This window comes from Ruegeria sp. AD2(2025) (assembly GCF_056542385.1).
Map to the genome: position 1 here is coordinate 282,933 of NZ_JBQFZS010000001.1, position 17,341 is coordinate 300,273.

At 62.5% G+C, this 17,341-nt stretch carries 14 protein-coding genes; 8 read left to right on the top strand and 6 right to left on the bottom strand.

The window, feature by feature from the left end; genetic code table 11:
- Positions 1–49: 49 nt before the first annotated feature.
- Positions 50–832, top strand: a complete 783-nt coding sequence (locus ACR1XV_RS01345; RefSeq protein ID WP_480528478.1) for a crotonase/enoyl-CoA hydratase family protein — start codon at positions 50–52, stop codon at positions 830–832.
- On the opposite strand, the gene ACR1XV_RS01350 is transcribed toward ACR1XV_RS01345, so the two are convergent.
- The 4 genes from ACR1XV_RS01350 to ACR1XV_RS01365 all read right to left on the bottom strand — a co-directional run bounded on the left by ACR1XV_RS01350 (position 833) and on the right by ACR1XV_RS01365 (position 6,536).
- Positions 833–1,165 carry a DnaJ family domain-containing protein gene (locus ACR1XV_RS01350; RefSeq protein ID WP_480528479.1) on the bottom strand — a complete coding sequence of 111 codons (333 nt, stop codon included), beginning with the start codon at positions 1,163–1,165 and terminating at the stop codon, positions 833–835.
- A 39-nt stretch (positions 1,166–1,204) separates the two neighbouring features.
- Positions 1,205–2,368, bottom strand: a complete 1,164-nt coding sequence (locus tag ACR1XV_RS01355) for a benzoate/H(+) symporter BenE family transporter (RefSeq protein ID WP_480528481.1) — start codon at positions 2,366–2,368, stop codon at positions 1,205–1,207.
- Between the two features lie 143 nt (positions 2,369–2,511).
- The gene (locus tag ACR1XV_RS01360) at positions 2,512–5,565 is read right to left on the bottom strand and encodes a valine--tRNA ligase (protein WP_480528482.1); all 3,054 of its coding nucleotides are present in this window, start codon (positions 5,563–5,565) and stop codon (positions 2,512–2,514) included.
- Between the two features lie 83 nt (positions 5,566–5,648).
- Positions 5,649–6,536, bottom strand: a complete 888-nt coding sequence (locus ACR1XV_RS01365; protein WP_480528483.1) for a phytanoyl-CoA dioxygenase family protein — start codon at positions 6,534–6,536, stop codon at positions 5,649–5,651.
- Positions 6,537–6,692: 156 nt separating this feature from the next.
- On the opposite strand from ACR1XV_RS01365, the gene ACR1XV_RS01370 reads away from it, so the two are divergent.
- Both ACR1XV_RS01370 and ACR1XV_RS01375 read left to right on the top strand, forming a co-directional pair.
- Complete coding sequence (locus ACR1XV_RS01370) at positions 6,693–8,984, top strand: xanthine dehydrogenase family protein molybdopterin-binding subunit (RefSeq protein ID WP_480528484.1); 2,292 nt, start codon at positions 6,693–6,695, stop codon at positions 8,982–8,984.
- Complete coding sequence (locus ACR1XV_RS01375; RefSeq protein ID WP_480528485.1) at positions 8,962–10,038, top strand: DUF2235 domain-containing protein; 1,077 nt, start codon at positions 8,962–8,964, stop codon at positions 10,036–10,038. Before ACR1XV_RS01370 ends, ACR1XV_RS01375 begins: the two co-directional genes overlap by 23 nt.
- Before the next feature lie 803 nt (positions 10,039–10,841).
- Here the strand turns inward: ACR1XV_RS01375 and ACR1XV_RS01380 are convergent.
- On the bottom strand, positions 10,842–11,402 hold the full coding sequence (locus ACR1XV_RS01380) for a GcrA family cell cycle regulator (RefSeq protein WP_480529274.1): 561 nt from the start codon (positions 11,400–11,402) through the stop codon (positions 10,842–10,844).
- Between the two features lie 125 nt (positions 11,403–11,527).
- On the opposite strand from ACR1XV_RS01380, the gene ACR1XV_RS01385 reads away from it, so the two are divergent.
- The 3 genes from ACR1XV_RS01385 to ACR1XV_RS01395 all read left to right on the top strand — a co-directional run bounded on the left by ACR1XV_RS01385 (position 11,528) and on the right by ACR1XV_RS01395 (position 13,970).
- Complete coding sequence (locus ACR1XV_RS01385; protein ID WP_480528487.1) at positions 11,528–12,331, top strand: ABC transporter permease; 804 nt, start codon at positions 11,528–11,530, stop codon at positions 12,329–12,331.
- 119 nt (positions 12,332–12,450) lie between these two features.
- Complete coding sequence (locus ACR1XV_RS01390) at positions 12,451–13,554, top strand: Hint domain-containing protein (protein WP_480528488.1); 1,104 nt, start codon at positions 12,451–12,453, stop codon at positions 13,552–13,554.
- On the top strand, positions 13,551–13,970 hold the full coding sequence (locus tag ACR1XV_RS01395) for a NusA N-terminal domain-containing protein (RefSeq protein ID WP_480528489.1): 420 nt from the start codon (positions 13,551–13,553) through the stop codon (positions 13,968–13,970). Before ACR1XV_RS01390 ends, ACR1XV_RS01395 begins: the two co-directional genes overlap by 4 nt.
- Before the next feature lie 8 nt (positions 13,971–13,978).
- On the opposite strand, the gene ACR1XV_RS01400 is transcribed toward ACR1XV_RS01395, so the two are convergent.
- The gene (locus ACR1XV_RS01400) at positions 13,979–14,863 is read right to left on the bottom strand and encodes a DMT family transporter (protein WP_480529275.1); all 885 of its coding nucleotides are present in this window, start codon (positions 14,861–14,863) and stop codon (positions 13,979–13,981) included.
- Positions 14,864–15,151: 288 nt separating this feature from the next.
- On the opposite strand from ACR1XV_RS01400, the gene ACR1XV_RS01405 reads away from it, so the two are divergent.
- Positions 15,152–16,339 carry an acetylornithine transaminase gene (locus ACR1XV_RS01405; RefSeq protein WP_480528490.1) on the top strand — a complete coding sequence of 396 codons (1,188 nt, stop codon included), beginning with the start codon at positions 15,152–15,154 and terminating at the stop codon, positions 16,337–16,339.
- A gap of 75 nt (positions 16,340–16,414) precedes the next feature.
- Positions 16,415–17,341 carry an ornithine carbamoyltransferase gene (argF, locus tag ACR1XV_RS01410; RefSeq protein ID WP_480528491.1) on the top strand — a complete coding sequence of 309 codons (927 nt, stop codon included), beginning with the start codon at positions 16,415–16,417 and terminating at the stop codon, positions 17,339–17,341.

The following is a 17,341-nucleotide window of genomic DNA, read 5'->3' on the forward strand; positions in this document are numbered from 1 at the left end:
GGCCAGCGGTCTGGCAGGGTTGGCGCAACACAGCTGGCCGGAGGTCCCCATGTCTCGCGTTTCCATCGACTACAAAGACCACATCGCGCATGTCACGCTGACACGCGGCGACAAGATGAACGCGTTGGATGACGCAATGATCAAGGCGATCCTGTCCGCGGGGCAAGAACTCGCCGCCGCCGATATCCGCGCCGTGGTACTGTCGGGCGAGGGCAAAAGCTTTTGCGCCGGGCTCGACATGGCCAGCTTTGCGAGTATGGCCCACACCGACCCGACCGAATGGCTGATGACCCGCAGCCACGAGGACGCCAACGAAATGCAGGAGCTTGCCCTGATCTGGCGGCGCGTCCCCGTACCGGTGATCTGCGCCATTCAGGGCGTGGCCTATGGCGGCGGGCTGCAAATCGCGCTGGGCGCAGACATCCGCATCGCCCACCCCGAGGCCAAGCTGGCGGTGATGGAGATGAAATGGGGTATCATCCCCGACATGGGTGGCATGGTGCTGCTGCCCGAGCTCGTGCGCTCGGACGTGCTGCGCCTGCTGACCTACACGGCCCGTCCCATCGGCGCGCAGCAGGCCGCCGATTGGGGGCTGGTGACGAAGCTGTCCGATGACCCCCTGACCGAAGCGCTGGCGTTGGCCGAAGATATTGCAGGCAAAAGCCCTTCGGCCATCCGGGCGGCCAAGCGGCTGATCGATGCGGCCGAAACCCGCGACCGCGCCGATGTGCTGCTGGCTGAGTCCTCGGAACAAGTGGACCTGATCGGCAAGCCAGATCAGATGGAGGTCGTAATGGCGCAGATGCAGGGCCGCAAGCCCGAGTTTAAATGATCAGCGCATAAATGCCCGCCGCGCATCGCGGGCCATGTTGTACCGCATCTCAAGATCGGCGATTTTTGCCATCGCGGCCTTGCGGGTTTCAACGTCGGTCAGCGTGGCATAGTCCTTGCGCGCCGCGTCCAGCTGTTTCTTGATGTCGAACTCTTCCGGCAGCACGCCCGCCTGCGCCATGATCCGGTGACCCGCGGCAATGGCCGGATCGCTTTGCGCCTCGGAGGAACGATCAGGCAGGGGCGCGCCTTCGCCCTCCAGACCCTGCAGTTGCCCTTCGGCCTGAGCCTTCTTGATCTGGCGTTCCACCAGTTTTCCAAGCGATCCGAACATGCCGCGATTATACCGTCTGTGATGATTGGGCGAAAGCGGTTAACGCATTCTGCTTGTGACCAGATACACGATGCCACCCGCCAAAAGCCCCCACACCGCTGCGCCCAAACCAAAGACGGTGATACCGGATGCGGTGATGGCGAGCGTTAGAATGGCCGCCTCGCGCTCGGCGGGTACATCCAGCGCTGCGTGGATGGCGTTGGCCATAACTCCGATCAGGGCCACCCCGGCCAAGGTTCCCATCAACAGCGGATCGGCATGGGCGGCAAAGCTGGTAATCGCCACCGCAAAGATGCCGAACAGGCAATAAAATACGCCGCCCATGATTGCGGACCAATAACGCAGAGCCGGATCGGGATGGCTGTCTTCGTTCGAACACATCGCGGCGGTGATGGCGGCCAGACAGGTCGCTGGCGCTCCGAACGGGGCCGAGAGCAGGCTGGCACCTCCGACGGCTGAGAACAGCTTTCCGGGCGCAGGGTCATAGCCAAAGCTGCGCATCACCGCGACGCCGGGGATGTTCTGCGTGGCCATGGTGACGATGAACAACGGCACACCGATCCCGATGGCTGAGGCGAACGAGAGGGTGGGCATGGTCAAGATCGGGGCAGCAACCAGCCGGTCGGGCATCAATTGTGTCTCACCGGCGTTCAGAGCGACGACAATGGCTGCTGCCACCACCGCTGCCGGAACGGCAACCAGCCGGTTGAACCGCCCGGCAATGAACCAAGTCAGGATTACCGGCAATCCCTGCCACGGGATCTCGACCGCAGCCTTGAACGGCACAAGACACAGCGGCAACAGCACGCCCGCCAGCATCGCTTGGGCAAGAGTGGTGGGGATCGCTGCCGCCAACCGTCCAAGTGGTTTCCATAGGCCCGCGACAACCGTCAGCGCCCCGGCACACAGGAACGCTCCGATAGCTGCGGAATAACCGCCGACCGGGGCGGCGGACACGGCCAGCAGCGCGGCTCCCGGCGTGGACCAGGCGACGCTGATGGGCATCTTGTAGCGCAGGCTGAGGATGATGGCCGCCAGCCCCATGGCGACCGCCGCGCTCATCAGGCCGGATGCGGCCTGCGCGGGTGATGCGCCCATTGCGCCCAGCCCTTGCAGGACGATGGGGAAGGAACTGAAGAACCCGACAATGGCCACAACCAACCCGGTTGAGACGGTCTGCATCGGAGGGAGAGGTCGCGCCATCAGAGCCTCAGAGGATTGCTGTGCTGAAGTGCTAACAAGCAGCGGGTGGCGCGAACAAGGGGAAAGCTTTGAGAGCAAAGAAAAACCTCACCGCAGGCAAGGGCGGTGAGGCTGGGATTTCCGTATCTGGAACGAGAAGAAGATCAGGCGATTTCGGCCAAACGAGCGAGCGCCTCGTTCAGTTTCGCCTCTTCTTCTTCGCGGGCGGCGAGGTTGGCTTTGGCTTCTTCAACCACCTCCTCCGGGGCCGAGGCCACGAATTTGGGGTTGTTCAGACGCCCGCGCAGGCCGCCCAGTTCCTTGGCCAGCTTGCCCTTGGCTTTCTCCAACCGTTCTTTTTCCGCGCCGATGTCGATGATGTCCGCCAGCGGCAAGCCGAACGATGCACCCGGGGCGGCGATCGAGATGGTGCCCTTGGGCAGTTCATCTGCCTTGGTCAGACTGTCGATGCGGGCGAGACGTTTGATCAGCGCCTCGTTGCGGTCCCACGCGGCTTGGCCGTTGGCGTCGATCTCGGTCACCAGCATTGGGACATAGAGGCCAGCCGGAACCCGCATCTGCGCGCGGGCCGAGCGGGTGTTTTCGATCACCGAGATCACCCAGTTCATCTCACGATCCGCCTCGGCATCGACCAATTCGGTGCCGTAGGTCGGCCAGTCGGCATGGACGACCATCTTGGCACGGTTGCCGGTCAGGCCCCAGAGTTCTTCGGTGATAAACGGCATGATCGGGTGCAGCAGGATCATGCACTGATCCAGAACCCAGCGCATGGTGGCGCGGGTTTCGGCCTGCGCCTCAGTATCGTCGCCCTGCAGCAGGGGTTTCGACAGTTCGACATACCAATCGCAGACCTTGCCCCAGACAAAGGCGTACAGACCGTTGGCGGCATCGTTGAAGCGATAGCTTTCCAGCGCCGCGTCAACCTCGGCCCGCACGCGGGCGGTTTCGCCGATGATCCAGCGGTTCACGGCGGCTTTGGGTTTCAGGTCGGCCACGTCCAGTTGCGGAACGGCGTCGGTGAAGACCTCGTTCATCTCGGCAAAGCGGACGGCGTTCCACAGTTTGGTGCCGAAGTTGCGGTAGCCGGTGATCCGGTCACGCGACAGTTTCAGCACGCCGCCAATCGCCGCCATCGAGGCATTGGTGAACCGCAGCGCGTCGGCACCGAATTCGTCCACGATCTCCAGCGGGTCGATGACGTTGCCGGTGGTCTTGGACATCTTCTTGCCCTTCTCGTCGCGGACGAGTTGGTGCAGGTAGACGGTGTGGAACGGGATCTGATCGACCACGGCCAGTTGCATCATCATCATCCGGGCGACCCAGAAGAACAGGATATCCGCACCGGTGATCAGAACGTCGGTGGGGAAGTAGCGCTCCAGCTCCTCGGTCTGCTCGGGCCAGCCCAGCGTGCCGATGGGCCAGAGGCCGGAGGAGAACCATGTGTCGAGGACGTCGGGGTCGCGATAGATTGCAACCGTGTTGCTTTCATCGCCCTCGAAACAGTTCTTTCCGAATGCATCGTTCCAATCGGTTGCGGCAACAACATTTGTTACTGCGTCTCCGTAGTATGCGCGTGCTTTTTGCAGAGCTTCCTCTTCTGTAGCTCCACAGAATTGAACTGTGAAATCCGCAATATTTGTGGTTTGTTGCCATTTTTCTTTCTCGGGGCCGAACCAAACCGGAATCTGATGCCCCCACCACAGCTGGCGCGAGATGCACCAGGGCTCGATGTTTTCCAGCCAATGGTAATAGGTCTTCTCGCCCGACTCGGGGATGATCTTGACCGTGCCGTCCTTGACCGCATCCAGCGCGGGGCCGACGATCTTTTCGGCGTCCACGAACCACTGGTCGGTGAACATCGGCTCGATCACGACCTTGGAGCGGTCGCCGAAGGGCTGCATGATCGGTTTGCTCTCGACCAGAGGCACCGGCGCTGCCGGGTCGTCATCTTCACACAGCTTTACACCCAGACGCGGATCATCCGCGCGGGTCGTCACGGCCAGACCGTCAGCGGTGATCTCTTCCACGACCTTCGCCCGCGCCTCGAACCGGTCAAGGCCGCGCAGGTGGTCGGGGATCAGGTTGATCGCGTCGATCTCGTTCTCGGTGAATTCACGCCCACGCGCGTATTCCTGTGCCTTGCCGGCCTCTTCGGCGTAAGGTGCACCATCACCCCGCATAGCGCCTTTGGTGTCCATCAGGCGGTACATCGGAATGCCGCCGCGCTTGGCGACCATGTTGTCGTTGAAATCATGCGCGCCGGTGATCTTCACCGCACCCGAGCCGAAATCCGGATCAGGGTACTCATCGGTGATGATCGGAATCTGACGGCGATGCTCTTTCGGGCCAACCGGGATTTCGCAGAGCTTTCCGACGATTGGTGCATAGCGTTCATCCGACGGATGAACCGCAACCGCGCCGTCGCCCAGCATGGTTTCAGGGCGTGTCGTGGCGATCGAGATATAGTCGCGCTGTTCCTCAAGCACGATATTCCCGTCCTCGTCCTTTTCGACATAGGTATAGGTCTCGCCCCCGGCCAGCGGATATTTGAAGTGCCACATATGGCCCGGCGTTTCGATATTCTCGACTTCCAAATCCGAGATTGCGGTCTCGAAATGCGGGTCCCAGTTGACCAGCCGCTTGCCGCGATAGATCAGACCTTTCTCGTACATATCGACGAAAACCTTGATCACCGCGTCGTGAAAATTCGCAGAATTTTCGTGGCCCGTGCGCGGATCACCCGCCGCACCAGCCATGGTGAAGGCATTGCGCGACCAGTCGCAGGACGATCCCAGACGCTTCAACTGCTCGATGATGGTGCCGCCGTATTCGCCTTTCCATTCCCAAACCTTCTCAAGGAACTTCTCACGCCCCAACTCGCGCCGACCCGGCTGTTGGGTCAGCATCAGCATCTTTTCCACCTGCATCTGCGTGGCGATGCCTGCGTGGTCCTGACCGGGCTGCCAGAGCGTGTCGAACCCGCGCATCCGGTGCCAGCGGGTAAGGATGTCCTGCAGCGTGTTGTTGAAGGCGTGGCCCACGTGCAACGCACCCGTCACGTTGGGCGGCGGGATCATGATGGTAAAGCTCTCATCGCGCGAGCGGTTTGCGCCTGCCTTGAAGGCTCCGGCCTCTTCCCAGGCCTTGTAGATACGGGCCTCGGCCTCGGCCGCGTTGAATGTCTTTTCCATCGCCATCGGGTGCGTCCTGCGTCTTCGAATTGAGGGTCAGCGCCTGCAATAACGAATGCGCGAGGCAAGGGAAAGGGCCTGTGCGCGCCTCAACCCTGCGACTGATAGAGGTTCAGGCTCTCGGTCGCCCCCTGCGCCATCGCCTTGGCCTGATCGGCGCGGATGCGGGCGTGCAGTTCCAGCGCCTCGGGGGCAAACAGTCGCTCGGGTACGGGGATGTGGATGAAGTTGCCCACCCGGTCAGTGCCGCGGGCCAGAACGGCATAGTCGCAATCGGCCACTTTCTGCTGCGCGTTGGGGTTGAGATACCGGATCGCCAGCCCGATACGCCGGTCGTCCGAGGCATTGGGCCCCGAGCCGTGGATCGTCAGCCCGTGATGCAGCGACATCTGGCCGGGCTGCAGCACGATATGGGTCTTGTCCGCCTCGGCCACATCCACGGCGACCTCTTGCCCGCGCGACAGCAGGTTGTTGTCGGAAAACGTATCTGTATGCGGCAGGATCGGGTTCTTGTGGCTGCCCTTGACGAAATCCATGCAGCCGCTTTCGACCGTGGCAGGCGACAGCGCGATCCATGCAGTCAGCTGATCGGCGGTTTCGCCCATGCCCCAATAGGTCAGGTCCTGATGCATCCCGACCACCTGCGTCGTGCGCGGTTCCTTGATGAACAATTCCGCCGACCACAGCAGCAGGTCGGGGCCCAGAATTCCCTCGACCACATCCAGAACCCGCGCATCCAGCGCAATCCGCGCGGCCAGAGGCATCACCACATGGGCATTCACCCGCTTATACATATTCAGGGGCAGCGGCAGATCTGCGGTGCCCCAGGTCGCCTCGATCTGTTCCAGTTCGGCGCGGAACCCGGCGGCTTCGGACGGGGGAAAGACGGTGATGGGAAAGGCAAAGCCGTCCTGCCAGTAGGCCTCGACCGTATCGGCATTCAGACGGCCATTCGTCAGCGGGATAGAAGCGGGCATGAGACCTCCGGGCAGGCTGATGTTCCAGCAAGCCTACGAAGCCCCCGCACCCCGATTCTGCGCCATTTGCGACATGGGCGTCGCCCCCGGTGCCACTGGACATCACAAAGCAGCGGGCTAGGCTCGCCATCACAGGCAAGCCAAAGGATCGCCCCCATGGAGAAATTCGGCCAAAGCCAGCCCGTCAAGCGGGCCGAGGATCAACGCTTTCTGACCGGACAGGGGCGCTATATGGACGACAGCGTGCCGCAGAACGCGCTGTTTGCGGCCTTCCTGCGCAGCCCTGTGGCGCATGGCGAGATCACCGCGCTGCACCTTGAGGCCGCGCAGGCGATGCCGGGCGTGCGGCTGATCCTGACGCTGGCCGATCTGAAGGCGGCCGGGATTGAGACCAGGATGGATGCCACCGTCGTGCCCAACCGGGACGGCTCGCAAGGGGCCGCGCCTGCACGGCATGTGCTGGCGCGGGACCGCGTCCGCTTTGTGGGCGAACCCGTGGCGGTCGTCATCGCCGATACGCTGCTGCAGGCCCGCGATGCGGTCGAACAGATCGGGCTCGGCACCCGCGACCTGCCCGCCAAGACCGATGTCGCGCCGGGGGGCGAGCCGCTGCACGCCGAGGCCCCCGACAACCGCGCCTTTGACTGGCACATGGGCGACGCCTCCGCGACCGAGGCCGCCTTTCGCGCCGCCGCGCATACCGTGGCGCTGGATGTGCATGACAACCGGGTCATCGTGGCCCCGATCGAGCCGCGCGGCTGTCAGGCCAGCTGGGCCGAGGGGCGGTTGCATTTTGCCTATGGCGGGCAGGGCGTCTGGGCGATGCGCGCCCAACTGGCGCAGAAGCTAAAGCTCGCGCCCGAGGCGATCCGCGTCACCACCCCCGACGTGGGCGGTGGCTTTGGCATGAAGGTCATGCCCTATCCCGAATATTTCTGCGTCTCGGTCGCCGCCATGAAACTGGGCCGGACCGTCCACTGGATGTCCGACCGGTCCGAGGCGATGCTGTCCGATCACCATGGCCGCGATCTGACCTCGCGCGCGGAACTGGCCTTTGACGAAACCAACAGGATCACCGCCTACCGGGTGCACAGCAAGGTGAACCTCGGAGCCTATAACAGCCATTTCGGGCAAGCGATCCAGACCAACCTGTTCAGCCGCGTGCTGATGGGGCCCTATGATGTCCAGACCACCGATCTGCGGGTCGAGGGCTTTTACACCAATACCACGCAGGTCGACGCCTATCGCGGCGCGGGCCGCCCCGAGGCGATCTATGTCCTTGAACGCGTCATGGACCGCGCCGCGCGCGAACTGGGCGTGGACCCGTGGGACCTGCGCCGCCGCAACTTCATCCGGCCCGAGGCCTTCCCCTACAAGACCGCCACGGACGAGACCTATGACGTGGGCGATTTCAACATGGTGCTGAGCCGTGCACAGGACCAGACCCGGGGCTTTGCCGCCCGCAAGGTCGCCGATGCCGAACGCGGCCTGATCCGGGGGCAGGGCCTGTGCTATTACATCGAGAGCATTCTGGGCGACCCGTCTGAGAACGCAAAGATCGAGTTCTGCGAAGATGGCACCGTCAACCTCTATGTCGGCACGCAATCGAACGGGCAGGGGCACGAGACGGTCTATGCCCAGTTCCTGTCGGATCAGACCGGTGTCCCGGCGCACCTCATCAACGTGGTGCAGGGCGATACCGACCGCCTGTCCCATGGCGGCGGCACCGGCGGGTCGCGGTCGGTCACTGTGCAAAGCACGGCCACTCTGGCCACAATCGACGTGATGATTGCCGCATTCACGCCCTATCTGGCCGATAAGATGGGGGTCAAGGAGGACGACGTGCGTTTCGATCATGAAACCTTCCGCGCGCCGGGGTCGAACCTGACCCCCACACTGACCGAGGCCGCAGACATGGCCCGCGCCGATGGCCGTACCGATCTGCTGCGCCATGAGGCGCGCGCCGATCTGGACGCGCGCAGCTATCCCAATGGCGCGCATGTTGCCGAGGTTGTTATCGATTCTTACACCGGCGAAACCCGCGTCGACCGCTATACGGTGGTTGATGATTTCGGTAACCTTATCAACCCGATGCTGGCCGAAGGGCAGGTGCATGGCGGCGTAGCGCAAGGCATCGGACAGGCCCTGACCGAGCATGTGGTGCATGATGCCGAGGGGCAACTGCTCACGGCTTCGTTGATGGACTACGCCTTGCCCCGCGCCGCCGGGATACCCATCATTAAGTTTACCTCGGCGCCGGTTCCGTCAACCGCCAATCCCATGGGGATGAAAGGCTGTGGCGAGGCTGGCACCGTGGGCGCTCTGGCTGCGGTGGCAAACGCGGTTCAGGACGCGCTCTGGGATTACGGGGTGCGACAGGCGGATATGCCGTTCACCCCTCATAAAGTATGGGAATTGCTGACACATGGTTCTGTCGCGGCTGAGTAGAAAGGTACTGGGATGGCTCGGACGGCCCTTACGGTCCGAGCACTCAGGTGAAACGCGCCACCGCGAACCGATCAGCCATGTCATCATCCTTGACGGCACCATGTCGACGCTTGAGCCGGGCCGCGAAACCCATGCGGGCCAGACCCTGCGTCTGGCGTGCGAAATGGGCAGCAAGGTCTCGGTCTTTTATGAGGCCGGGGTTCAGTGGGACAGCTGGAAATCCTCGCTGGACGTGATGATGGGCCGGGGCATCAACCGCCAGATCCGCCGTGCCTATGGCTATCTAGCGTCGCGCTATAAACCCGGCGACAAGATCTTCTTCATCGGCTATTCGCGCGGCGCATACGGCGTGCGCAGCCTTGCGGGCGTGATCGACGCGATTGGTTTGCTCAAGGCTGAACACGCCACCGTTCGCAATATCAAACAGGCCTATCGCCACTATGAATGCACCGCCAACGGCGCGGCGGCGGCCGAGTTCCGGAAGCAGTTTTGTCACGAAGATGTCGCCATCGAGATGGTTGGCGTCTGGGATACGGTCAAGGCGCTGGGCCTGCGCCTGCCGCTGCTGTGGCGCTGGGCCGAGGAACGCCACGCCTTCCACAACCACCAGCTTGGCCCCGCCACCCGCCACGGCTATCACGCCATGGCACTGGACGAGACCCGCGAAGTGTTCGAGCCGGTGCTGTGGAAATGTACCCCCGATTTCAAAGGCCATGTGGAACAGGTCTGGTTCCGCGGCACCCACGGCGATGTCGGCGGCCAGTTGAACGGGTTCGAAGAGGCCCGCCCCCTCAGCAACATCTCCCTGATCTGGATGCTGGACAAGGCCGAGCTGCACGGGTTGCCGCTGCCCGAAGGCTGGCGCGACCGCTTCCCGACCGACACCCACGCGCGCTCGGTCGGCACATGGCGCGGCTGGGGCAAGATTTTCCTGCTGCGTAAGCACCGGAAGGTCGGGCGGGACAGGTCCGAACGCCTGCACGTCTCAATCGCGCCGGACGAGCTACCCGGCTGGGTGCCGATGCCGGATTTGCCGTCGCATCCGGCGCAGTGAGGGGCTGATCATGTGCCGGCGGCTCCAAGATCGCCGACACCTTAATGTCAGGTTCGAGCCTATGGCAGACACCGGCTCTTCTCGCTATTTACCTCTGTCATTCATCCACCTAACCACAATCGCGGCAAAGTACGAACCAACACTAATCGCTGCAACAAGCAGTAAACCGATCTTGTCTGAATAAACAAAGAGAAGAATTGCAACCAAAGCTAGCGCGAGCATCCATGAGTTCTTGGTGGCCTCAGATTTCACGGCTCCAACGCTCCGGTTTGTTGACTATCTAGGCTTTTTTGTGGTTGGGGCATCAAGCTATTTTCGCTCCCAAACAATGTAGTAGTAGTATCCTATTGCAACCAGAATGGCCGCACAGAGCGCATCCCAGATACTGACGAACTGCCACCAAGTTGTATGAAAACCGAAAAGCAAAGTTACGGCGACTAGATAGACAGTGAATATTACCCACTTGTTTGAACTCAACATTCTCTCTCGACTGTAATGTCCGGCCCGTCTTTGCCGTGAAATTGCCGTAGGTTCCCTAGTGCGTCTATCTACATCCTAGACTTGCGACAATCCAGTGCGCCCGCCCTCAGTGATTTCAGCCGCCCTATGTCCGTTTGTCCTGCAACAGCCGACGCTCTGGTCTGAAACACCCTCGCAGCTTTCAGCGAGGGTGTTTTCCTCGCAGGAGCCCGTTACACCTTGCGGCTATCTTTGATTTTGTAACACGTCCGACAAGGGGCTTCGGGAAACGCCTACACCCTTTCCACATTCCACAATAGAGATTTAGGTTCTGGCGCTCCCAACTACCGCCGCCGATCCCGGCGTGAACTCATCGGCTGGAACGCCACGCCCACATGCGCCTCGCAATAGGGCTTGCCCGCCTCAACCGGCAGGCCGCAGAACCAGAAATCCTCGGTCGCGGGATCGCCCACGGGCCATTTGCAGGTCTTCTCGGTCAGTTCCATCAGCGTCAGCTTCTTGGCTTTCTTCTCAACCTCGTTGACCTTGGCCAGCGCCTCGGGGCTGATCTCATTGGCCGACGGCTGCGGCGGCAGCGGTTGACCGGCGGGAATAATCTGACGGCGGGCCGGTTTGGCCTCGGGCGCGGGGGCAGGGCGCGCCGGTTCGGTTTTGGGTGCGGGTTTGGGCTTGGCCTCGGCCTTGGGTGCGGGGGCCGGTTTCTCCTTGGGCTCGGCCTTGGCCGGGCTTGCGCCGGTGGCGCGGTTCGACAGGCCCAGACGGTGGACCTTGCCGATCACCGCGTTGCGGGTCACGCCGCCCAGTTCCTTGGCGATCTGGCTGGCCGACTGGCCCTCGCCCCACATCTTTTTCAGCAGCTCTACACGCTCGTCAGTCCAGGACATCATTTGCCTTTCAAAAGCGGAAAGCGGCCCCGGATTCGGGCCGCCTTGGGAATTCGTCTCAGCCCCCTATTCTAATCACTGTGCCCCGAGTTACAAGCGACTTCGAATCAGCTATGAGGCAGATCATGCAGAATCTCACCGATCACGATGCGCGCCGTTTCGGGGCGGTCAACTGGATGGGCCTTTACACGCTGGCGCAGCGCGAAACCCTGCGCTTTCTGGCGGTCTGGACGCAAACCCTGCTGGCGCCGCTGGTCACGGCGGGCCTGTTCCTGCTGATCTTCAACATCGCCATCGGACCCAGCCGGTCAGACGTGATGGGCGTGCCGTTCCTGACCTTCCTTGCGCCGGGCATCATGATGATGACGGTGATCCAGAACGCCTTTGCCAACACCTCGTCCTCGATGGTGATTTCCAAGGTGCAGGGCAACATCGTCGACACGCTGATGCCGCCGCTGTCACCGCTGGAGATTCTGCTGGGCTATCTGGCAGGCGGCATCGCCCGCGGCGTTCTGATCGCTCTGGTCGTGGCAGTCGCGCTGGCGCTGGTGCTGGGCATCGTGCCGCAGAACCCGCTGATCGCATTGATCTTCGTGGTATTGGGCGGCGCGTTCATGGGCGCACTGGGCCTCTTTGCCGGGATATTTGCCAACAAGTTCGACCAGATGGCAGCGATTACCAACTTCATCGTCACGCCTTTGGCGTTCCTGTCGGGCACCTTCTATTCGGTGCAAGCTCTGCCGCCGGTGCTGAACCGGCTGAGCCATGTGAACCCGGTCTTCTATCTGATCGACGGGCTGCGCTATGGCATGATCGGTGTCTCGGACAGCTCGCCCTGGCTGGGCATGGTGATCTGCGCAGGTGCGACGCTGCTGGTGGGCGCGCTGACATGGCAGATGTTGCGCACGGGCTACCGGCTCAAGGCGTAATAGACGCGACTCAGTGTTTTTTGTTGGCCCGACAGCAGGCGCGGGTTAGGAATTTGGTGTGCAATGTCCCCTATGGTGTCAGTGTCACATGCCTAACGAGTGAAGGTTGAACAGTGCCAATGCAGGAACTTATCGTCGGTGGCGATTTCCAGTCTCCCGGGGTTCGGGGTGGGTTTCAGATATTCGACTCCTACGGCAGCTGGACCGGCACCGAGATCGAAGTGGGCCAGGAACAGCTGTATTTCCCGGGCGGGGACCGCACCAACCTTGCTGTCGAGCTTGACGGCACGGACGATGAAATCAGCGTTGTCGAGCAAAGCTTTACCGTGCCCCGCGACAATCAGGGCGCAACGCTCAGCTTTGATATCGGCGCGCGGGTCACAAGCGGCGGCGCGGCAGATCCGGTTCTGGTCGAGGTTCTGGACGACAGCGGCACCGTTATCTTCACTCAGATCGTGACACCCACAACCGCTGGCAGCTTCGAGACGTTTGAATTCGAATTCGCCTTTGGCGATGCTGGCGATTATACGCTGCGGTTTACCGAACAGGGGCTCAATAACAGCCTTGGCACGATTCTCGACAATGTCTCGCTGATGGTCTGCTTTGCCGCCGGGACCGGCATTCAGACCCCCAAGGGCGAGGTTCCGGTCGAGGATTTGAAAGTGGGCGATCTGGTCTCGACCATCGAGGGTGTGCCGCAGCCGCTGAAATGGATCGGGTCCCGGAAACTGGGGCCGCTTGACCTGATGCTCAATCCCCGGATGCGGCCGGTTCTGATCCGCAAGGGCGCGCTGGGCGACGGGATGCCGGGGGCCGATCTTGTGGTCTCGCCCCAGCACCGGTTGCTGGTGCGCTCGAAAGTGGCGCAGCGGGTTCTGGGGGATATCGAGGCGCTGGTCCCGGCCAAGAAACTCACCAGCTTGCCGGGGGTCGAGGTGATCGAAAGCTGGGACGCGGTCGAATACTTCCATTTCGCGCTCGAACAGCACTCGGTCGTCATGGCCGATCAGGCCTATACCGAGTCGCTCTATGTAGGGCCCGAGGCGCTGAAGATGCTCAGCCCCGAGGCGGTGGAAGAGTTGAAATTCCTGTTCCCCGACCTGTTCGAAGGGCAGGGGGTCGCGACCCCGGCGCGCCCGCTGCATTCGGGGGGCAAACATATCGACAGGCTGTGCCAACGCCTGATCCGAAATGACAAACCCGTGGTGGATCTTGGCCTATGACGCAGGACCTTCTTCTTGAGACGCCGGGGCCTTTCGTGCTCGACAGTGACCGGACCCTGCTGTCGCTGGCCGGGTTTCTGGCCGACACCCACGGCATCCCCCGCCAGCAGGCGGTGGATGAGATCGAGGCCGCCTATATCCGCGCTGCCGAGGCCGAATATGGGCCCGATTACACGTTCTGGGTGCGGGTGAAACCCGATGGCTCGATCGCTGTGGCGCAGGTGCTCAAGATCGTCGAAGTGATGCGGGACGAACGCCGCGAGGTGGCGCTGGGCGACCTGTCGGACAGCCACCCCGATGCAAGGCTTGGCGCATTCATCGTCAACCCGGTTGCGCCGGTACATCCGGCCCACATCGCCGAGTGGTTGCAGCCGCGCCAAACCACGCTCCGCAATATCCGGGTCGCGGGTCGCTGAAACGGCGATCAGGCCCGCTTGGCAAGCGCCTCGCGCCAGACAAGGATCAGCCCGCCGGTCAGGATGATGGCTGATCCGATCAGGCTGATCCCATCGGGAACCACGCTGAAGACCGCGAAATCATAGAATGCCGCAAAGATCAGCGCCGCATAGCTGATGGGCGCCACAAAGGACGCATCCGCCCGCGCCATGCCGTTGACGAAACAGGCCTGCGCACAGGCCATCAGTACGCCGATCCCCGCCAGCGCGGCCCATTGTGCGGGCGTCGGCCACTGAAACACGAAACTCACCGCGACCGAGGCGATGGTCAGACCCATCGCGTTGTTGACCAGCAGGATTTGGATCGGCATTTCCCGGCCCGAGAGCTTCTTGATGAAAATCAGCTCCATCCCGATCGACATCGCGGCGGCCAGCGCCAGCAGAGCGGCGGGCTGAAAGCTGTCGGGCGTGGGCCGCAACAGCACCAGCGCCCCCGCCAGGGCCACACCGGCGGCCAGCCAGCGCCACGGGCCGACGCCCTCTTTCAGCAGCGGGATCGCCAGCATCATCGCAAAGACCGGGTTCAGGAAGGATATCGCCGTGGCATCCGTCATCGGGATAAAGGCGACCGAGGCGAACATCAGCGTGATCCCCATCCAGCCAAAGCTTGTCCGCCCCACATGCAGGCCCCAATGCGGACGGCTGAGGCGCGGACGCAGGACGCCGACCGCGCCGAGGATGACCAGAAAGGCAAACAGAAACCGCCCGTGGCTGATCTGCATCGGATGCAGCGCCGGTCCCAGCGTGTCGGTCCCCAGCGCCTTGGCCAACAGCGTCGTGCCCGCGATAAAGGCGCTGGCGGCAACGATCAGCAGTGCCGCAAGCGGCGGGTTGTGGGCCTTGGCAACGAACATGGCCCAGCGGTGGGGCAGGGCGCGACAAATGGCAAGCGGGAAATGCACCCGGCCCCTGAAATTTCCCGCAAGCCGATTTTCCGGCTTCCCAGACGGCGCTCGGCCCGCTATACGGCCCGCATGATCAAACGCCAACATATCCTTCGACGCCGACGCCTGACCGCGTAACCGGCCCCGTTTGATCCCTTTGCGCCCGGCAAAACGGCGCATTCCCTGCCAAATCAGTTGACGAACCCGGCCCCGGTGTATCACTCACTTGGGCTCAAGCTACGTAAAAAGGATGATCCGATGATCCCGTCCGTTCTGCCGACCTATAACCGCGCGCCCCTGACCTTCGTGAAGGGCGAAGGCGCCTGGCTGATCGAGGCGGATGGCCGACGTTTCCTTGACCTCGGCGCAGGGATTGCTGTGAACGCGCTGGGCCACGCGCACCCGGCACTGGTCGCGGCGCTGACGGAACAGGCCCACGCGCTGTGGCATGTCTCGAACCTCTACCACATCCCGCAGCAGCAGGCGCTGGCTGACAAGCTGGTCGAGCACACCTTTGCCGACACGGTGTTCTTCACCAATTCCGGCACCGAGTCCTGCGAACTGGCCGTAAAAATGGCCCGCAAGTATTTCTATGACAAAGGCCAACCCGAGCGGGTCGAAATCATCACCTTCGACGGCTCCTTCCATGGCCGCTCCTCCGCAGGCATCGCCGCCGCCGGGTCCGAGAAGATGACCAAAGGTTTCGGCCCGCTGCTACCGGGCTTCGTGCATCTGACATTCGGCGACCTCGACGGCGTCACCAACGCCATCACCGACCAGACGGCGGCCATCCTGATCGAACCGGTGCAGGGCGAGGGCGGCATCCGCCCCGTCCCTGACGCCGAACTCAAAGCCCTGCGCCAGATCTGCGATGAACACGGCCTGCTTCTGATCCTTGATGAGGTGCAATGCGGCGTCGGTCGCACCGGCAAGCTGTTTGCCCATGAATGGGCCGGCATCACACCCGACATCATGATGGTCGCCAAAGGCATCGGCGGCGGCTTCCCGCTCGGCGCGGTGCTGGCCACCGAAGAGGCCGCCTCTGGCATGACCGCAGGCACCCACGGCTCGACCTATGGCGGCAACCCGCTGGGTTGCGCGGTAGGCTGCGCGGTGATCGATCAGGTCGCAACGCCGGCTTTCCTCGAAGGCGTCAACCGTAAGGCGGGCCTCCTGCGTCAGAAACTCGAAGGCCTGATCGCCGACCACCCGGATGTCTTCGAAGAGGTGCGCGGCACCGGCCTGATGCTGGGCCTCAAATGCAAGCCCACCAATATCGACGTGGTCAACGCAGGCTACGATAATCAGGTCATCACGGTCCCCGCCGCCGACAACGTCATCCGCCTGCTGCCCCCGCTCACCCTGACCGAGGATGACATCGCCCAGGCCCTGATCCGCCTCGACAAAGCTGCAAAGCAGATCGAGGCCAATCTCGAAACCGCCTGACCCTTCTTCTGTTCAAAAATACTTCGGGGGTGTGGGGGCTGGCCCCCACGCGACCTTAACCAAAAGCGAAACGATATGAACCACTTCCTTGATATCCACAAAACCGACGCCACCGCCCTGCGGTCCATGATCGACCAGGCCGCCGCGATGAAGCAGGCGCGCCTTGGCCACCCTAAAGCTGCCCCGGACGACGAACAACCGCTGGCAGGCCGCATGGTGGCGCTGATCTTCGAAAAACCCTCCACCCGCACCCGCGTTTCCTTTGATGTCGGCGTTCGGCAAATGGGCGGCGAGACCATGGTTCTGTCCGGCAAGGACATGCAACTGGGCCATGGTGAAACCATCGCGGACACGGCCCGTGTCCTGTCGCGCTATGTCGACATGATCATGATCCGCACCTTCGATGAGACCATCCTGACCGAGATGGCCGAATACTCGGACGTGCCCGTCATCAACGGCCTGACCGACCGCACCCATCCCTGCCAGATCATGGCTGATATCCAGACGTTCGAAGAACACCGCGGCCCCATCGCAGGCAAAAAGGTGGTCTGGACCGGCGACGGCAACAATGTCTGCGCCTCATTCCTTCACGCCGCTGGCCAGTTCGGGTTCGACCTGACTTTCACCGGCCCCGCCCAGTTCGACCCCGAGGATGAATTCATCGGCTTCGCCCGCCAAAAGGGTTCGACCATCGCCATCGAACGCGACCCGTTCAAAGCAGTCGAAGGGGCCGATCTGGTGGTCGCGGATACATGGGTCTCGATGCACGATTCCCAATCCGCCAAGGAACGCCGCCACAACATGCTGCGCCCCTATCAGGTCAACGCCGAGCTCATGTCGCACGCCAAACCGGACGCTTTGTTCATGCATTGCCTGCCCGCGCATCGCGAGGAGGAGGCCACATCCGAAGTCATGGACGGCCCCAACTCGGTCATTTTTGACGAGGCCGAAAACCGCCTGCACGCGCAAAAGGCGGTGATGCGTTGGTGTTTGGGTGTCTGA

What these genes read in the sequence shown, in the direction of transcription:
- ACR1XV_RS01345 (WP_480528478.1), top strand. Translation starts at nt 50, where the DNA reads ATGTCTCGCGTTTCCATCGACTACAAAGACCACATCGCGCATGTCACG.
- ACR1XV_RS01350 (WP_480528479.1), bottom strand. Translation starts at nt 1,165, where the DNA reads ATGTTCGGATCGCTTGGAAAACTGGTGGAACGCCAGATCAAGAAGGCT.
- ACR1XV_RS01355 (WP_480528481.1), bottom strand. Translation starts at nt 2,368, where the DNA reads ATGGCGCGACCTCTCCCTCCGATGCAGACCGTCTCAACCGGGTTGGTT.
- ACR1XV_RS01360 (WP_480528482.1), bottom strand. Translation starts at nt 5,565, where the DNA reads ATGGCGATGGAAAAGACATTCAACGCGGCCGAGGCCGAGGCCCGTATC.
- ACR1XV_RS01365 (WP_480528483.1), bottom strand. Translation starts at nt 6,536, where the DNA reads ATGCCCGCTTCTATCCCGCTGACGAATGGCCGTCTGAATGCCGATACG.
- ACR1XV_RS01370 (WP_480528484.1), top strand. Translation starts at nt 6,693, where the DNA reads ATGGAGAAATTCGGCCAAAGCCAGCCCGTCAAGCGGGCCGAGGATCAA.
- ACR1XV_RS01375 (WP_480528485.1), top strand. Translation starts at nt 8,962, where the DNA reads ATGGTTCTGTCGCGGCTGAGTAGAAAGGTACTGGGATGGCTCGGACGG.
- ACR1XV_RS01380 (WP_480529274.1), bottom strand. Translation starts at nt 11,402, where the DNA reads ATGTCCTGGACTGACGAGCGTGTAGAGCTGCTGAAAAAGATGTGGGGC.
- ACR1XV_RS01385 (WP_480528487.1), top strand. Translation starts at nt 11,528, where the DNA reads ATGCAGAATCTCACCGATCACGATGCGCGCCGTTTCGGGGCGGTCAAC.
- ACR1XV_RS01390 (WP_480528488.1), top strand. Translation starts at nt 12,451, where the DNA reads ATGCAGGAACTTATCGTCGGTGGCGATTTCCAGTCTCCCGGGGTTCGG.
- ACR1XV_RS01395 (WP_480528489.1), top strand. Translation starts at nt 13,551, where the DNA reads ATGACGCAGGACCTTCTTCTTGAGACGCCGGGGCCTTTCGTGCTCGAC.
- ACR1XV_RS01400 (WP_480529275.1), bottom strand. Translation starts at nt 14,863, where the DNA reads ATGTTCGTTGCCAAGGCCCACAACCCGCCGCTTGCGGCACTGCTGATC.
- ACR1XV_RS01405 (WP_480528490.1), top strand. Translation starts at nt 15,152, where the DNA reads ATGATCCCGTCCGTTCTGCCGACCTATAACCGCGCGCCCCTGACCTTC.
- argF (WP_480528491.1), top strand. Translation starts at nt 16,415, where the DNA reads ATGAACCACTTCCTTGATATCCACAAAACCGACGCCACCGCCCTGCGG.